Origin of the sequence: Octadecabacter antarcticus 307 (genome assembly GCF_000155675.2) — a bacterium.
Classification (GTDB): domain Bacteria; phylum Pseudomonadota; class Alphaproteobacteria; order Rhodobacterales; family Rhodobacteraceae; genus Octadecabacter; species Octadecabacter antarcticus.
This window is the reverse complement of the sequence record NC_020911.1, coordinates 2,050,446-2,064,149: the sequence shown is the minus strand read 5'-3', so window position 1 is coordinate 2,064,149 and position 13,704 is coordinate 2,050,446. Positions and strand designations below refer to the sequence as shown.

The window sequence follows — 13,704 nt, the reverse complement described above, 5'->3', positions numbered from 1 at the left end:
ATGGGCGATCAGCACTGTCGTCAAAAACTTAAGACCTCCTGCGCAGACAGAAAATTTCTGTCGCATCAGTCGTCGTTTGGCAGATGTCCTACTTTTACCAAAATCAAAGCTCCTTCAGGTCCAATGTACGACGTGTGTTTGGACAGGTGCGGGCTGCGAATCCATGTACCTTGCGGGTAGTCACCCAAATCATCGCGAAACGTCCCCTCAAGCACGAAAACCTCCTCCCCACCCCGATGGGTGTGCGGGTTGAACTGCGTGTTGGGTGCCCAGCGCACCAGCGCCACGCTTTCGGACCCATAGGCGTGTAGCGGCAGGACGCTGAGACCACCCACAAGCCCGGGCCGGAACGTGGCAGTCGCGGTGTCGATCACCACGGGGGTCGTGTCGTCGGGTTGAAACTGATGCAGCTTTACCAAAATCGTACAGCCATCGTGCCTGACATAGGGCGAATGGGATGTGCCGACGGGGTTTCGCACATAGGTGCCTTTGGGATAACTTCCATATTCGTCGTTGAACGTGCCTTCAAGTACAATGAATTCTTCGCCACCCTCATGGGAATGTTTGGAAAAGCGCGAATTCGGGGCGTAGCGCACGATCGTTGTCGCGCGCGCGACCTCATCGCCGACGCGGTCCAGCATCATACGATCAACGCCGGGCATCGGCGAAGCACGCCAGCCTTCATCGCCGGGACGGACCACTTCGCGGATGGAAAAATCTGATCTCAGTTTCATGGCGTCCTCATGCGGTTTTGATCTGTGCATTGTAGTCTTGCAGCTGGCGTTGGGCCAGACAAAGGTTGAATGCATAAAACGTTCGCGCAACATTTTGAATGACACGCCCAGCCACCAAATTTGAGTAATCTAAACGGAATGTCTGGCATTGCCCGAGCCTACGTCGGGGCGCTGATCCAAGATGGTCAGACCTTTCATTCATCGCACGCACCTGTGGCGGGATCGAACGGGTCTTTGAGCATTCTACTACTTGAAGTGATGCCGCGTGGTTGCCCGACTGAGGTTCTGGACGGCGGGTTCATCACCGCAGGGTCTGTAGATTTGCAGGTCAACGGCAGTGGCGGCGTGATGTTCAATGACAATATCAGGGCAACCTAAGCACGCGCTAAGTCATCGCCCGTAAACCTACTGCGCCAGCGCGGCGATTTGGGCCGCATTGCGGGTTCGTACTGTCGCGTGATGTATGTTGATGATGACATGTCCGGGCCAACCTTATTGCCGCGATCAGACGCCACCCCTACCGTAAGCCGAAGCAAATATAACAATGAAAGGACGACAAAATGGACCTGCAGCAACACTATATAAACGGGGCTTGGGTTGCGCCACTCAGTGATCAGACATTCCCCGTTCTTAACCCCGCCACAGAAATGCAGATCGGGTCGATTATTCTGGGCAATCAGGGCGATATTGATCGCGCCGTTTCTGCTGCCAAGACGGCATTCACCGCGTTTTCACGCACGAGCAAGGCCGAACGTCTTGCCCTGCTCAAACGGTTGCTCGTTGAAACACAAAACCGTATCGAAGACCTCGCACAGGCGATGAGCTTTGAGATGGGCGCCCCCATCACCATGGCGCGCGACGCACAGGCGGACGCCGCCGTGGGCCATCTGCAAGGGTTTATTGCAGCACTAGCGGCGCAGGACGCGCGCGAGACATTGCCAAATGGCGACGTGCAACTGCGCGAACCCATTGGTGTTTGCGGGTTGATTACGCCATGGAATTGGCCGATGAATCAGATCGCACTTAAGGTCATTCCTGCGCTGGCAACAGGCTGCACTTGCGTGCTGAAACCGTCAGAGCACACGCCAATGTCCGCCGCGATCTACGGGGAAATTATTCATGCGGCGGGCTATCCCGCTGGGGTTTTCAAGCTTGTGCATGGCGATGGTGCCACCGTGGGAAGTGCGCTTTCGCGCCACCGCGATGTGCAGATGATGTCATTCACCGGATCAACCCGCGCCGGTACGGCCGTGACCAAAGACGCCGCTGATACGGTAAAACGGGTCACGCTTGAACTTGGCGGGAAATCCCCCAACATCGTGTTTGCCGATTGCGATCTGGAAGACCGCGTCACCGCGTCAGTTCTGGAATGCATGTATAACACGGGACAATCGTGCGACGCGCCGACGCGCTTGTTGGTGGAAAGATCGTGCTACGATGTCACCCTGCAAATCGCCAAACGCGCGGCTTTGGGTCAGGCGGTTGGTGACCCGACACAGGCCGGTGATCACATCGGCCCACTGTTTGACCGGATCCAGTTTGATCGCGTTCAGGCGATGATCCAGACCGGCATCAATGAAGGCGCAACATTGCTGTGTGGTGGTCTGGGCAAGCCCGACGGGTTTGAAACCGGCTGGTTCGTCAAGCCCACGATCTTTGCAGACGTGCACAACGACATGGCCATCGCGCAGCAGGAAATTTTCGGCCCCGTGCTGGTGATTATCCCGTTCGACGACGAAGACGAGGCAATCGTGATCGCCAACGACACGCCCTACGGTCTCGCGGCCTATTTGCAAACTGGCGATCCTGCCCGCGCCGAACGCGTCGCAGCACAATTACGCGCGGGCGCTGTGCACATCAACGGTGGCGGGTTCAATTATGGATCGCCATTTGGCGGCTACAAGCAATCTGGTAATGGGCGCGAAGGCGGTGCGATGGGCTTGGAAGACTACCAAGAAGTCAAGACACTGCATTTCGGCTGATGCTATTGACGGGCGCGCTTCTGCGCGCCCGTCAATACAGACCCGGCCTAAAACTCGATCACGGCGCGGATGGATTTGCCTTCGTGCATCAGATCAAACCCGTGATTGATGTCTTCGAGCTTAAGTTTGTGCGTGATCATCGGGTCAATCTCAATCTTGCCGTCCATGTACCAATCGACAATCTTTGGCACATCCGTGCGCCCGGATGCGCCACCAAAGGCCGTGCCGCGCCAGCTGCGGCCGGTCACCAGCTGGAACGGACGGGTTGAAATTTCTGCGCCCGCAGGGGCGACGCCAATGATGATGCTTTCGCCCCAGCCTTTGTGTGCCGCTTCCAGTGCCGTGCGCATGACGTTCACATTGCCTGTTGCGTCAAATGTGTAATCCGCGCCGCCGCCAGTGAGGTCGACCAAGTGCGCCACCAGATCGCCGTCAATTTTCGACGGGTTCACAAAGTCAGTCATGCCAAAATGCGTTGCCATGTCTATTTTGCCATCGTTTAGATCGACGCCAACAATCTGATCCGCCCCAGCCAGCCGCAGGCCTTGGATCACGTTTAGGCCGATCCCACCGAGGCCAAACACGATTGCTGTCGACCCAATTTCAACCTTGGCAGTATTAATCACCGCGCCAATGCCCGTCGTGACGCCGCAACCGATATAACAAATCTTGTCAAATGGCGCGTCTTTGCGGACTTTTGCCAGCGCGATTTCAGGCACTACTGTGTGGTTGGCGAAGGTCGAACAGCCCATGTAGTGGTAAATCGGCGACCCATCGAGCATGGAAAACCGCGTCGTTCCGTCTGGCAGCAGACCCGCGCCCTGCGTGCTGCGGATTTTCTGGCACAAGTTAGTTTTCGGATTTAGGCAGTAGTCACACTCACGACATTCCGGCGTATAAAGTGGGATTACGTGATCGCCGACCGCAAGGCTTGTGACGCCCGCGCCAATCTCAATAACAATTCCGGCACCCTCATGGCCAAGAATGGCGGGAAAAATGCCCTCTGGATCGTCGCCTGATCGGGTAAATTCGTCCGTATGACACAGGCCCGTAGCTTTAATTTCAACCAGAACCTCACCCGCGCGAGGCCCCTCAAGGTTCACCTCCATGATCTCAAGTGGTTTTCCGGCGGCAACGGCGACAGCGGCTTTGGTGCGCATTTGTAATCTCCCGAGTAATGTCTGGTTTTGGTGGAAAGTCGTCCCCCATTCCAATGACAACCTCATCAAATGAGAAGGGCTCGTCAATCGTCATCTGGCACGCCGGACTTGGCGATTGAATGAAAAGGTGCTGCCAGACAAATACGAACGCGTCTCAGCTTGCCGCGAAATACCGAAACCTACGCGAAACAAAGACCACGCCACTCAGCAATAGCAGCGGGTCGGGTGAGTTTGAAATTGTCCCTGCTGCAATAGGCGCGTTCCAGATTGAAATGCTTCTGAACTGATGCGTCAACGACGACAAATTTCTGCAGACTTCAGTGCGACGACGGTTCGCAATATGTGCATGGAAAGCCGCTTGACCCACGTCCGTGTCGGCAAGCTATATCGGATACCAGCCGCAACATTCGAGTAATATGAACAATACCAGACATCACAATCGGACGGCTGCGCGGCGGGTTCTGCGTATCATGGCGCGAAAACGGAAAGCGCAGGCGCTATCAACTTAAGACACGCACCCGAACGAAAGAAAAAGCCGAAGTTTGCGCCAAATACCTGAAAGAAACAACAAACGGCAGGACGCAGACGATTGGTGATCTGTGGGAACTCTACCTCGACTACCTAGGGGCCAAGCCAACCGCTTTAGCGATAGGCTATACCGGAAAGGTCATCCTGCCCCACTTTGGTGCTTACCGCCCTGAACAACTTACGATTGCTGACAGCCGCAGAAATACCCTGAAACGCCTTGCAACGGGGGAAAAGGTTGGCTCCCTTCACGCCGAACTTTACCACCTTTGTAGTTGCTTGAATTAGGCAAAGAACAACGCCAGCGCCATTGACCATGTGCCGCCGATAGAACCTCCTCCGAAACCTGACAGCGACATCCGGCCTTTAACAGATACGCAAATCCAAAGCATCGTGGAAAATTGTGTCGCTCCTCACATTCGACTGGCAGTGATCCTGCTCCTGACCACTGGTGGACGCGTTTCTTCGATCTTAGACCGGACATGGCCTTACTATTGCGTTGCGGCCAGCGATGGCCTCATGGCACTTGCGCGGGTGATGGGCGTCTTGGAATTAATCCAGTGGATCAATTCAGCCCTGAACGGGCGAAGCCCCGGGTCGTAGGCACCGTCTGCCGTGACGCTGCCGATCTCCTGATCCGGTGCGATCTGGTCAAGACGATATGGTAGCATGGGCGGATCACCAATATTGCTGCCCGTCACGCCCCTCTCGGCAGATTGCTTTGCAATCGCCTGTCGGCAATGGATGGCACGGATCTCCAGTGTTTGTTCAACAATGCCCTGCCGGGCAAGGAATATGTATCTTGCGCCACAACCGGCGCTTGGGTCCACCATGCTTGCGCGCGTTCCACTTATTACCAGATAGGCGCATGCAAAGCATGCTGCCGAGAGGGCACCTTCGCCCTCCACTTTGATGCGCGGGCAGTGGTTGGCGCAGCCTTCCAAGTGACCTCTGGGTTAAACCAAAAAGTTAGTGATCCGCGTTTTTTTAGGGCGCGGTTGTACTCAGGCCAGTTCTTCGTGCGATAAATCGGGGGGGGGCAAATGTGCACATACGCACCAGCTATCACGTTGTATTCGCAACATGAATTCCCACAGATAGCTATTTGTGCAACAAGACCGTGGTGATGCATCAACCAAGAAATTAGACCTCTCAGACTCTTTCAGCACACTCAAAATCACTTTGCGATATTCGAGCATTCGAATGAGCGCTTCTCGAAAGAAGAGATGGATTTTTGTAGAAAACTCCTCTTTGCTTGCCGAACCACCTTTTAGGATACGGATTGGCGCCTGGAGAACACTAGCGTCATGAGATGCCCCTAGATTTGTAGACGCTTTGCTTGGTAATTTTGGAACCAAGGAGAGATGGATATGAGTAAGGGAATGCGGTTTACGGATGAGTTCAAGCGGGATGCTGTGATGCAGGTCGTGGAGCGCGGATACGCAGTAAGCGAAGTGGCTGAGCGGTTAGGGATCAGCACCAAGTCGCTTTACACTTGGAAGGCGCAGTTTGCGAAGCCAGCACGAGTTTGAGATGTTGAGTTAGATTTGGCCGCTGAGCTCAAGCTGGTCAAAAAGGAACTGGTCCGCGTCACTGAGGAACGCAACATCCTAAAAAAGGCGACCGCGTACTTCGCTCGAGAGTCTCAGTGAGGTACGCGTTTATTCACTGCCTGGCAGGGTATTGCGCAGCAATGTCCCGAGAGGGAGGCACATCGCTTGAGTTTTCAGTCCGTTCAATGTGCCGGGTCCTGTTGGTGCATTTCAGCGGCTTCTATGCATGGCTTAAGGAGCCATTGAGCCAGCGTGCACTTGAAGATGTGCGTCAAACGGATCTGATCCAGCAGGCCTGGGCAGATAGCGGCAAAGTCTATGGATACCGCAAACTGCATGACGATCTGCGTGACGCGGGTGAGACCTGTTCAGAGAACCGTGTGGCGCGTTTGGCCAGCTTGGCAGGTGTCACTGCCCAGATTGGCTACAAACGTCGACCTGCTCGATATGGCGGCAAGCCAGCGGTGGTCGCTGATAACACACTGGATCGACAGTTTGAGGTCGATATGACCGCTCTCGTTTGGGTCACTGACATCACCTATATCAAGACGCACGAAGGTTGGTCGTATCTGGCTGTTGTGATTGATCTGTTCTCAAGGCGTGTGGTTGGGTGGTCGATGCAATCGCGCATGACGACGGACCTCGCCTTGCAGGCCCTGCTGAGTGCTGTTTGGCGGCGCAAGCCTAAGACCAAAGTAATGGTCCACTCGGGTCAAGGCTCACAATTCACCAGCAAGGAGTGGCAATCGTTCCTCAGCAAACACAATTTAGATGCCAGTATGAGCAGACGTGGGAACTGCCATGACAACGCCGTCGCAGAGAGCTTCTTTCAACTGTTGAAACGTGAGCGCATCAGGCGGCGGATGTATCTGACGCGCGACGCCGCGAGACAGGACATGTTCGACTACATCGAGATGTTCTATAACCCAAACCGCAAGCATACCAACAACGGCATGCTGTCGCCGGTTGACTATGAAACCAAACAAAGGAAAATGATCAAGGCAGGTGTCTAGCAAACTAGGGGCTCCTCAATGATCCTGTAGAATAGGCCATGATCTCTCCTTCACATTTTGAAGCCTTACCCCAATCGGGGGCTTCAAAATGTGAAGGAGAGGTCATTAGAATTTACGCTGAAGCGAACCAGCTGAAAGCCGATGGCTTATCTTCATTAGGTTCAGGACCCATTAAACCACTTGATGCTACTATCGCCGCGTTCTGAGTGGGTGAAGTGGTCCGGCAAAACTGGACAGCGTGCTAAGATGTATCCAACACGAACGAATGGATACGAGGATGACAAAGCGACGGAACTTTTCAGACAACTTTAAAGCTACTGTGGCGCTTGAGGCGCTGCGCGGTGACAAGACGGTTCAGGAGATTGCGGCCAAGCGGCAGCTCCACCCAACGCAGGTGAGCACATGGAAACGACAGGCGATCGAAGGCATGGCCGGGGTTTTTACCGACAAGGTCAAAAAGGCTCAGAACAAGGCCGGTGAGATTAAAGAGCTGCACGCCAAGATTGGTCAGTTAGCGGTGGAGAACGATTTTTTGTCACAAGGGCTGAAGACAGGTTATTTCGCTAAAGCGAATTCACCGGGGTGAGCCCATCAAAACGCCGCGAGATGGTCCGCAAAGAGAACACAAAACTGAGCCTGACGCGCCAGTGTAAGCTGCTCAAGATCAGCCGTTCGTCGATCTATTACACACCAGTTGGGGTGAATGCTGAGACGCTTAAGCTGATGCATGAGATTGATCGGATATTTACGAAATATCCATTCTTTGGCAGCCGACAGATAGCAGCCTATTTGCCCCAGTCAGGGTTCTCTGCGGGTCGGCATCGTGTTCGTCGCATGATGAACATCATGCCTTGTGCCCGGCAGGCGATGCAAAGCATCGCTGAGAGGGGGGGTGCAGGCCATCTACAAGGGGCCGAACACCAGCAAGAAGCACCCACAGCACCGCATTTATCCATACCTGCTGAGAAAGTTGGCAATCACCCGACCCAATCAGGTCTGGTGCAGCGACATCACCTACATACCCGTCAAGAATGGTTTTTTGTATCTGGTGGCGATCATGGACTGGGCAACGCGAAAAGTGCTGACTTGGCGGCTCTCAAATACGCTGGATGCTAGCTTCTGTGTTGAGGCGCTGGAGGAGGCTATCGCCCGATACGGCAAGCCAGAGATCATGAACACGTCCAGGGCAGCCAATACACTGGTGCGGGTTGGATCACAACTTTGACCGAAGCCAACATCAAAATATCAATGGACGGACGCGGCCGCTATCTCGGCAAAATCTTCATCGAACGTCTGTGGCGATCCCTGAAGCAGGAGGCCGTTTACTTGCATGAAATCACCGATGGGTTCCAAGCAAAAAGGATCATCGATACATGGATTGGGTTCTACAACTCAGAACGCCCTCACACGGCCCTTGATAAGCGAACACCGGACATCGCATACTTTGGCCATGCGGAGATACGAAAAACGGCATGAACATAAATCAGATGCATCTTAGCCAAGCCACATACCTGTCCTGAAAAGCAGGACCACTTCAGGGGTACTTTACCCCTGTCCGTGAAAGGGGCACCAGATGGGACAACAGCGGCGGAAGTACACAGACGATTATAAGGCCGGGGCAGTTGAGTGACTGTACGCGCCTGGGGCGACGCAAGGCTGCGTTGCCAAGGAGCTCGGGATTACTGGTCCACAGCTGAAGACGTGGCGGCTTGAGATCGAGGCATTTGGCTCAGTTGAAGCCAAACTGCGTCAGCAAGCCGATGCGGCTGAATTGGTCCGCCTTCGCAAAGACAACAAGCGGCTTGCTCAGGACGTGGAGATTTTGCACAAAGCATCCGCTTTTTTCGCAACGCGGGCGGTGAAACCATGACGAGCAAGCGCACTTTCATCACTGCCCATAAAGCGCAATATGCGGTTTCAATATTATGCCGTCTCCTGGAGATATCCCGGGGCTGGTTCTACGGATTTCCAGCCAGTCAGCCTACACGCGATCAACGTCAAGTTAATCGTGAGGCCCGAGATCAGGAGTTGCTTCCCAAGATTAAAACCTTCTTCAAGGTCAGTAAGAAATGCTATGGATCAAAGCGTATTCACCAAGACTTGCTGGCGGATAGTGAGGTCGTCTCTGAACGTCGTGTTGCCAGAATAATGAAGGAAAACAAGGTGTCTTCGCTTCTTCGCAAGCGTAGAAAGCCAATCACGACGGACAGCAATCATATGCTGAAGCCTTCCATTGCCCCCTCTCACACATACTGCGTATGTGCTGCCGGCAAATGGGCAGGCGATTGCGAAGCAATCTGCCGAGAGGGGCCAAACTTGCTGGAACAGAAGTTCCACAGCCAGACGCCTAATACCGTTTGCCCTCTCAGCGATGCAGAGCATCGCCTGCCGGGTAATAGGTGGCCGACATCACCTATATCGACACCCCCTCTCGGGATCATGCTTCGCATAACCCTGCCGGGCAAGGGACGAGGGCTGGCTTTATCTGGCTGGCGTGAAAGACATGGCCACGCGTGAGATTGTTGGCTGGGCGATGGAGGATCATATGCGCGCTGAACTTTGCTGCGATGCCCTCAACATGGCCTTGGGTCGCAGGGGGCCCGTTCCTGGGTTGATCCATCATTCGGACCGCGGCAGTCAGTACGCTGGTGGGGACTATCGCGAGCTGATCAAAAAAGCAGGGCTCACACAATCTATGAGTCGCAGGGGCGAATATCTGGACAATGCACCGATGGAGAGCTTTTTTGCGTCATTGAAAAAGGAGCTGGTCCATCGCCAAGGCTTCAGAACCCGCGCCCAAGCTAAGGCTGCAATCTTTGAATATATCGAGGTCTTCTACAACCGACAGCGCCGCCACTCCGGCATCGGTTACCAAACACCGCAGCAGGCATTTGAAGATATGACTTGGAAAATGGCCGCATAGGGTCAATAAATAAACTGTCCGGTTTCAGGGACGAAGTTCACATCACCCGCGATAGCGGTATGAAAATCCAGCGCGAAATGCGCATCTCAAAGATCCGCGTGGCCGCTATCAAGATCAAGGGGGGGACCTTGGCCATATGCGGCCACAAGACGATATGATCGTGGGCCCCGACACGCTGGTTCACATTCGTGACTGGCGTGCAAAAGCACTGTTTGGCGCTGATGTCGCAACGGTCAAGGCAAAGCGCCTGATTGACGATGAAGTCGTGTCGCAAGTCGACGCCAAAACACTGAGCATCTATGAATTGATCTTTGAGCGTCAGCACATCGTTTACGCAGACGGGCTCGAAGTCGCCAGTACAGCCGGTTAATCGAACCGACACATCATTGATGATCGACAACTGATCTGCTCGACAATTGATCTGAGTGAGCGTTGACGCGCAGATCATGCTTTTGATCAGATTTTACTATAACGTCATAAGCCAGATGAAACGCAGTCTTTTGAGGCTGCGTGTTGCAATAACGGAGTCACCCTCGCAATCAACGCGATTCAATTTCGGCCATAATTACATCAAGGTGCCTATTTTTTGTGCACACCTCATGGAAACCAACCTGACTCCAGATTCCCCCACCCTCCCGAATTGTGACAGGGAGGCAGACGTGATCTCTTCTTGGCGAAGATGCAAGACAGGGGAGTCGCAGCCATGAAAAAGATCGAGGCGATCATCAAGCCGTTCAAGTTGGACGAAGTAAAAGAAGCGCTGCAAGAGGCTGGCATCCAAGGCCTGAGCGTCGTGGAAGTCAAAGGGTTCGGTCGTCAAAAAGGCCATACCGAATTGTACCGTGGCGCTGAATACGTAGTGGATTTCCTGCCGAAAGTTAAGATCGAGGTCGTTTTGGCCGACGATCAGGTCGATGGCGCCATTCAAGCCATCATCACCGCTGCCAAAACCGACAAAATCGGTGACGGAAAGATTTTTGTGTCTGACGTGAGCCAGGCGATCCGTATTCGGACCGGTGAAGAAGGCGACGAAGCGATCTAAAAATTAGACGCTATATCAAACGCGCAATAAGATCAGTCCTACATCAAACCTATCAAACGAAAGACCGCTGATATGACCAACAAAGATATTGTCCAAATGATCAAAGACGAGGACATCGATTATGTCGACGTCCGTTTCACCGACCCGCGCGGAAAATTGCAGCACGTAACCTTGATGTCAGATCAAGTTGACGAAGACTTTCTTGAAGAAGGATTTATGTTCGACGGATCGTCCATCGCAGGTTGGAAATCAATTGATAAGTCAGACATGAAACTGATGCTGGACGTGGACAGCGCATACATTGACCCGTTTTATGCTGAGAAAACACTGTGCATCCATTGTTCTGTGGTTGAACCAGACACCGGCGAAGGCTACGACCGCGACCCGCGTGGCACTGCCGAACGCGCTGAGGCATATTTGAAATCCACCGGTATCGGCGACACATCCTATTGGGGTCCCGAAGCTGAATTCTTCTTATTTGATGACGTCCGTTATCAAGTCGGTATCAACAAAGTGTCCTACCAGGTCGATGCAATCGACGCATCTTGGAACACCGACACGCAGTACGAAATGGGCAACACGGGCCACCGCCCCGGTGTTAAGGGCGGCTATTTCCCTGTTAACCCAATCGATGACGCACAGGACATTCGCTCTGAGATGTTGTCGACGATGAAACGAATGGGCATGAAGGTCGACAAGCACCACCACGAAGTGGCGTCCTGCCAGCACGAACTCGGCCTGATCTTCGGTACGTTGACGACACAAGCCGATGAACTGCAAAAGTACAAATACGTCGTACACAATGTCGCACAGGCCTACGGCAAAACCGCAACGTTTATGCCAAAGCCCATCGCGGGAGACAATGGTACGGGCATGCACGTGAACATGTCGATCTGGAAAGACGGCAAGCCGTTGTTTGCAGGCGACAAGTATGCCGATCTGTCACAAGAAGCGCTGTATTTCATCGGCGGCATCCTTAAGCATGCCAAGGCGCTGAACGCGATCACGAACCCGTCCACGAATTCCTACAAGCGTCTAATCCCGGGCTTCGAAGCGCCGGTTCTGCGGGCGTATTCTGCGTCCAACCGGTCCGGCTGTGTGCGGATTCCGTGGACAGAATCCCCCAAAGCCAAGCGCGTTGAGGCCCGTTTCCCTGACCCAGCAGCCAACCCATACCTGTGCTTTGCCGCACTGTTGATGGCCGGCGTCGACGGGATCAAGAACAAGATCGATCCCGGTCCTGCATCCGACAAGGACCTTTACGATCTACCACCAGAAGAACTGGCTGAAATTCCGACGGTCTGCGGTTCCTTGCGCGAAGCGCTGGAAGAGTTGGAAAAAGATATGGACTTCTTGCTGCAAGGCGATGTGTTCACCAAGGATCAGTTGCAGGGCTACATGGACCTTAAGTGGGAGGAAGTTTACGAATACGAACACACCCCGCACCCTGTTGAATTTAAGCTGTATTACAGCTGCTAACCGCCTAGGGGATGAGACCTAAACACCAGTGCAAAGGCGCCCCCAAATGGGGCGCTTTTTTTAGTTGTAGCCGCGCTTGGTCAACCCGCCACATTGTGGCCCCAACAAACACCCAAAATACCACAACGGTTCCGTTTTGTTGACGAATTGATGGGCCAAAGTGATTTCATGACCAACACTGAATTTTCTCTCACGCCAAAAGTGGCCCAACGCGCAACCTCAACGCCACGTTTTGGTGCGCATCGGATATCTAATCGTCCAGCCTCTGCCTATCATACAGGTGCCAACAGGATGCCGAGCGCGTGGCAGAGCCACAGGATACCGATTGACGCATATCAATACGGTGGCCGGGGCGCAGCATGGCCGCCATCGCATATGACCCGTTCCGCTGGCTTGTCGCTACCAAGCCCCGCAAAATTGCGCTCGCGTGCGGCACCATGATCGCCCTTCTTACCCTTATCCTCTAATCCCGCGCATCTGGCGCGTCTGCGGCCACAACAGTCGTATGAATCACAAACGCCACGGCATCGGGCTGCGGCAGTCGTAAAACAGTTTGTCGTTCGCTGCGCAGATACGGTGCATCCGGCTGCACGACTGGGCGCGGATCGTTTTCCCGCCTCGGCTGATGCAGGTGCGCTTCGTTATAACGAAGCAAGTTGGCCCGCCACATCGGACGCCCCTCCTGCGCCCCATCAAATAAACGCTGAACCCGCGTCGCAATGGCACTGTCATAGTCCGCCACCGGATTATGAATTTTGATCAACGGCTTGCCTATCTTTTGCGCTAGGGTCCAACTCGCCGGGAAACACAAGACGGCGCCGCTCAAAACATGCTCATGGCCGCGCCGTTCCAAGATACAGACGTCTTGCTGCAAAACCGCCCCGATGGATCGAAGCGGTGCATTCCAATCTATAACCGCCCTGTGCCCATCCGGACACCGCACATGATCGCCCGTCCGCACAAACCCAGCAGGCAAAGCATCAAGTGCGGCGGCAACAAATCCAACTGCAGCCGCCAAACCATCCAGCGTCTGGGCATAAACATCCGCCTCACAGCTCTGCAATAACCGCCGCCGCAGCGCCATCTGGGCCCCATACGCACCATCAAACGTCAGCCACGGCCCCACCACAGGGCGCATTGACGGAAGTCGCGCCGCGGCGACCTCGGCCTGACCGGGCGGCAATTTATCCTGCAGTATCGGGGTCCGGATTTCATTCATTTGCGTCGCCTGTAAGTGTCGCTTTTCAACCTGACAGACGCAATTTGCCCCGTCACGCTGATCATACCCAATGG

The 13,704-nt window shown here is 54.2% G+C and carries 9 protein-coding genes and 4 pseudogenes; 9 read left to right on the top strand and 4 right to left on the bottom strand.

Annotation, left to right across the window (positions count from 1 at the left end; translation table 11 throughout):
* Positions 1–65: 65 nt before the first annotated feature.
* Positions 66–734, bottom strand: a complete 669-nt coding sequence (locus tag OAN307_RS10475) for a cupin domain-containing protein (protein WP_044044663.1) — start codon at positions 732–734, stop codon at positions 66–68.
* A 138-nt stretch (positions 735–872) separates the two neighbouring features.
* On the opposite strand from OAN307_RS10475, the gene OAN307_RS10470 reads away from it, so the two are divergent.
* Together OAN307_RS10470 and OAN307_RS10465 are read left to right on the top strand one after the other, a co-directional pair.
* Positions 873–1,112 carry a hypothetical protein gene (locus OAN307_RS10470; RefSeq protein WP_044043555.1) on the top strand — a complete coding sequence of 80 codons (240 nt, stop codon included), beginning with the start codon at positions 873–875 and terminating at the stop codon, positions 1,110–1,112.
* A 182-nt stretch (positions 1,113–1,294) separates the two neighbouring features.
* Complete coding sequence (locus tag OAN307_RS10465) at positions 1,295–2,716, top strand: aldehyde dehydrogenase family protein (protein WP_015499721.1); 1,422 nt, start codon at positions 1,295–1,297, stop codon at positions 2,714–2,716.
* Positions 2,717–2,763: 47 nt separating this feature from the next.
* On the opposite strand, the gene OAN307_RS10460 is transcribed toward OAN307_RS10465, so the two are convergent.
* Positions 2,764–3,876: an S-(hydroxymethyl)glutathione dehydrogenase/class III alcohol dehydrogenase gene (locus OAN307_RS10460; protein ID WP_015499720.1), complete on the bottom strand. Its 1,113-nt coding sequence runs from the start codon at positions 3,874–3,876 to the stop codon at positions 2,764–2,766.
* Positions 3,877–4,896: 1,020 nt separating this feature from the next.
* Positions 4,897–5,452, bottom strand: a pseudogene (locus OAN307_RS29940) (hypothetical protein); the annotation flags it as partial.
* Between the two features lie 319 nt (positions 5,453–5,771).
* Here OAN307_RS29940 and OAN307_RS10440 point away from each other — a divergent pair.
* The 7 genes and pseudogenes from OAN307_RS10440 to glnA all read left to right on the top strand — a co-directional run bounded on the left by OAN307_RS10440 (position 5,772) and on the right by glnA (position 12,411).
* Positions 5,772–6,967 (top strand): annotated as a pseudogene (locus tag OAN307_RS10440) (IS3 family transposase).
* A 277-nt stretch (positions 6,968–7,244) separates the two neighbouring features.
* Positions 7,245–8,443: pseudogene (locus OAN307_RS27925) on the top strand (IS3 family transposase).
* A 390-nt stretch (positions 8,444–8,833) separates the two neighbouring features.
* Positions 8,834–9,484, top strand: a complete 651-nt coding sequence (locus tag OAN307_RS25225) for an IS3 family transposase (RefSeq protein WP_015499715.1) — start codon at positions 8,834–8,836, stop codon at positions 9,482–9,484.
* Positions 9,438–9,890, top strand: a pseudogene (locus OAN307_RS10420) (IS3 family transposase); the annotation flags it as partial. The gene OAN307_RS25225 and the pseudogene OAN307_RS10420, both read left to right, overlap by 47 nt.
* A gap of 136 nt (positions 9,891–10,026) precedes the next feature.
* Entirely contained in the window at positions 10,027–10,260 is a 234-nt protein-coding gene (locus OAN307_RS25220; protein ID WP_015499714.1) for a Hint domain-containing protein, read from the top strand.
* A gap of 333 nt (positions 10,261–10,593) precedes the next feature.
* Positions 10,594–10,932 (top strand): P-II family nitrogen regulator, encoded by a 339-nt coding sequence (locus tag OAN307_RS10410; RefSeq protein WP_044043551.1) that lies wholly within the window; start codon positions 10,594–10,596, stop codon positions 10,930–10,932.
* 72 nt (positions 10,933–11,004) lie between these two features.
* The gene (gene glnA, locus OAN307_RS10405; RefSeq protein ID WP_044043550.1) at positions 11,005–12,411 is read left to right on the top strand and encodes a type I glutamate--ammonia ligase; all 1,407 of its coding nucleotides are present in this window, start codon (positions 11,005–11,007) and stop codon (positions 12,409–12,411) included.
* A gap of 463 nt (positions 12,412–12,874) precedes the next feature.
* Here the strand turns inward: glnA and OAN307_RS10400 are convergent, their stop codons facing one another.
* The gene (locus OAN307_RS10400) at positions 12,875–13,630 is read right to left on the bottom strand and encodes a heme-dependent oxidative N-demethylase subunit alpha family protein (RefSeq protein ID WP_015499711.1); all 756 of its coding nucleotides are present in this window, start codon (positions 13,628–13,630) and stop codon (positions 12,875–12,877) included.
* Positions 13,631–13,704 lie beyond the last annotated feature (74 nt).

Coding starts and splice junctions, on each gene's coding strand:
- OAN307_RS10475 (WP_044044663.1), bottom strand. CDS start 734: ATGAAACTGAGATCAGATTTTTCCATCCGCGAAGTGGTCCGTCCCGGC.
- OAN307_RS10470 (WP_044043555.1), top strand. CDS start 873: ATGTCTGGCATTGCCCGAGCCTACGTCGGGGCGCTGATCCAAGATGGT.
- OAN307_RS10465 (WP_015499721.1), top strand. CDS start 1,295: ATGGACCTGCAGCAACACTATATAAACGGGGCTTGGGTTGCGCCACTC.
- OAN307_RS10460 (WP_015499720.1), bottom strand. CDS start 3,876: ATGCGCACCAAAGCCGCTGTCGCCGTTGCCGCCGGAAAACCACTTGAG.
- OAN307_RS25225 (WP_015499715.1), top strand. CDS start 8,834: ATGACGAGCAAGCGCACTTTCATCACTGCCCATAAAGCGCAATATGCG.
- OAN307_RS25220 (WP_015499714.1), top strand. CDS start 10,027: ATGCGGCCACAAGACGATATGATCGTGGGCCCCGACACGCTGGTTCAC.
- OAN307_RS10410 (WP_044043551.1), top strand. CDS start 10,594: ATGAAAAAGATCGAGGCGATCATCAAGCCGTTCAAGTTGGACGAAGTA.
- glnA (WP_044043550.1), top strand. CDS start 11,005: ATGACCAACAAAGATATTGTCCAAATGATCAAAGACGAGGACATCGAT.
- OAN307_RS10400 (WP_015499711.1), bottom strand. CDS start 13,630: ATGAATGAAATCCGGACCCCGATACTGCAGGATAAATTGCCGCCCGGT.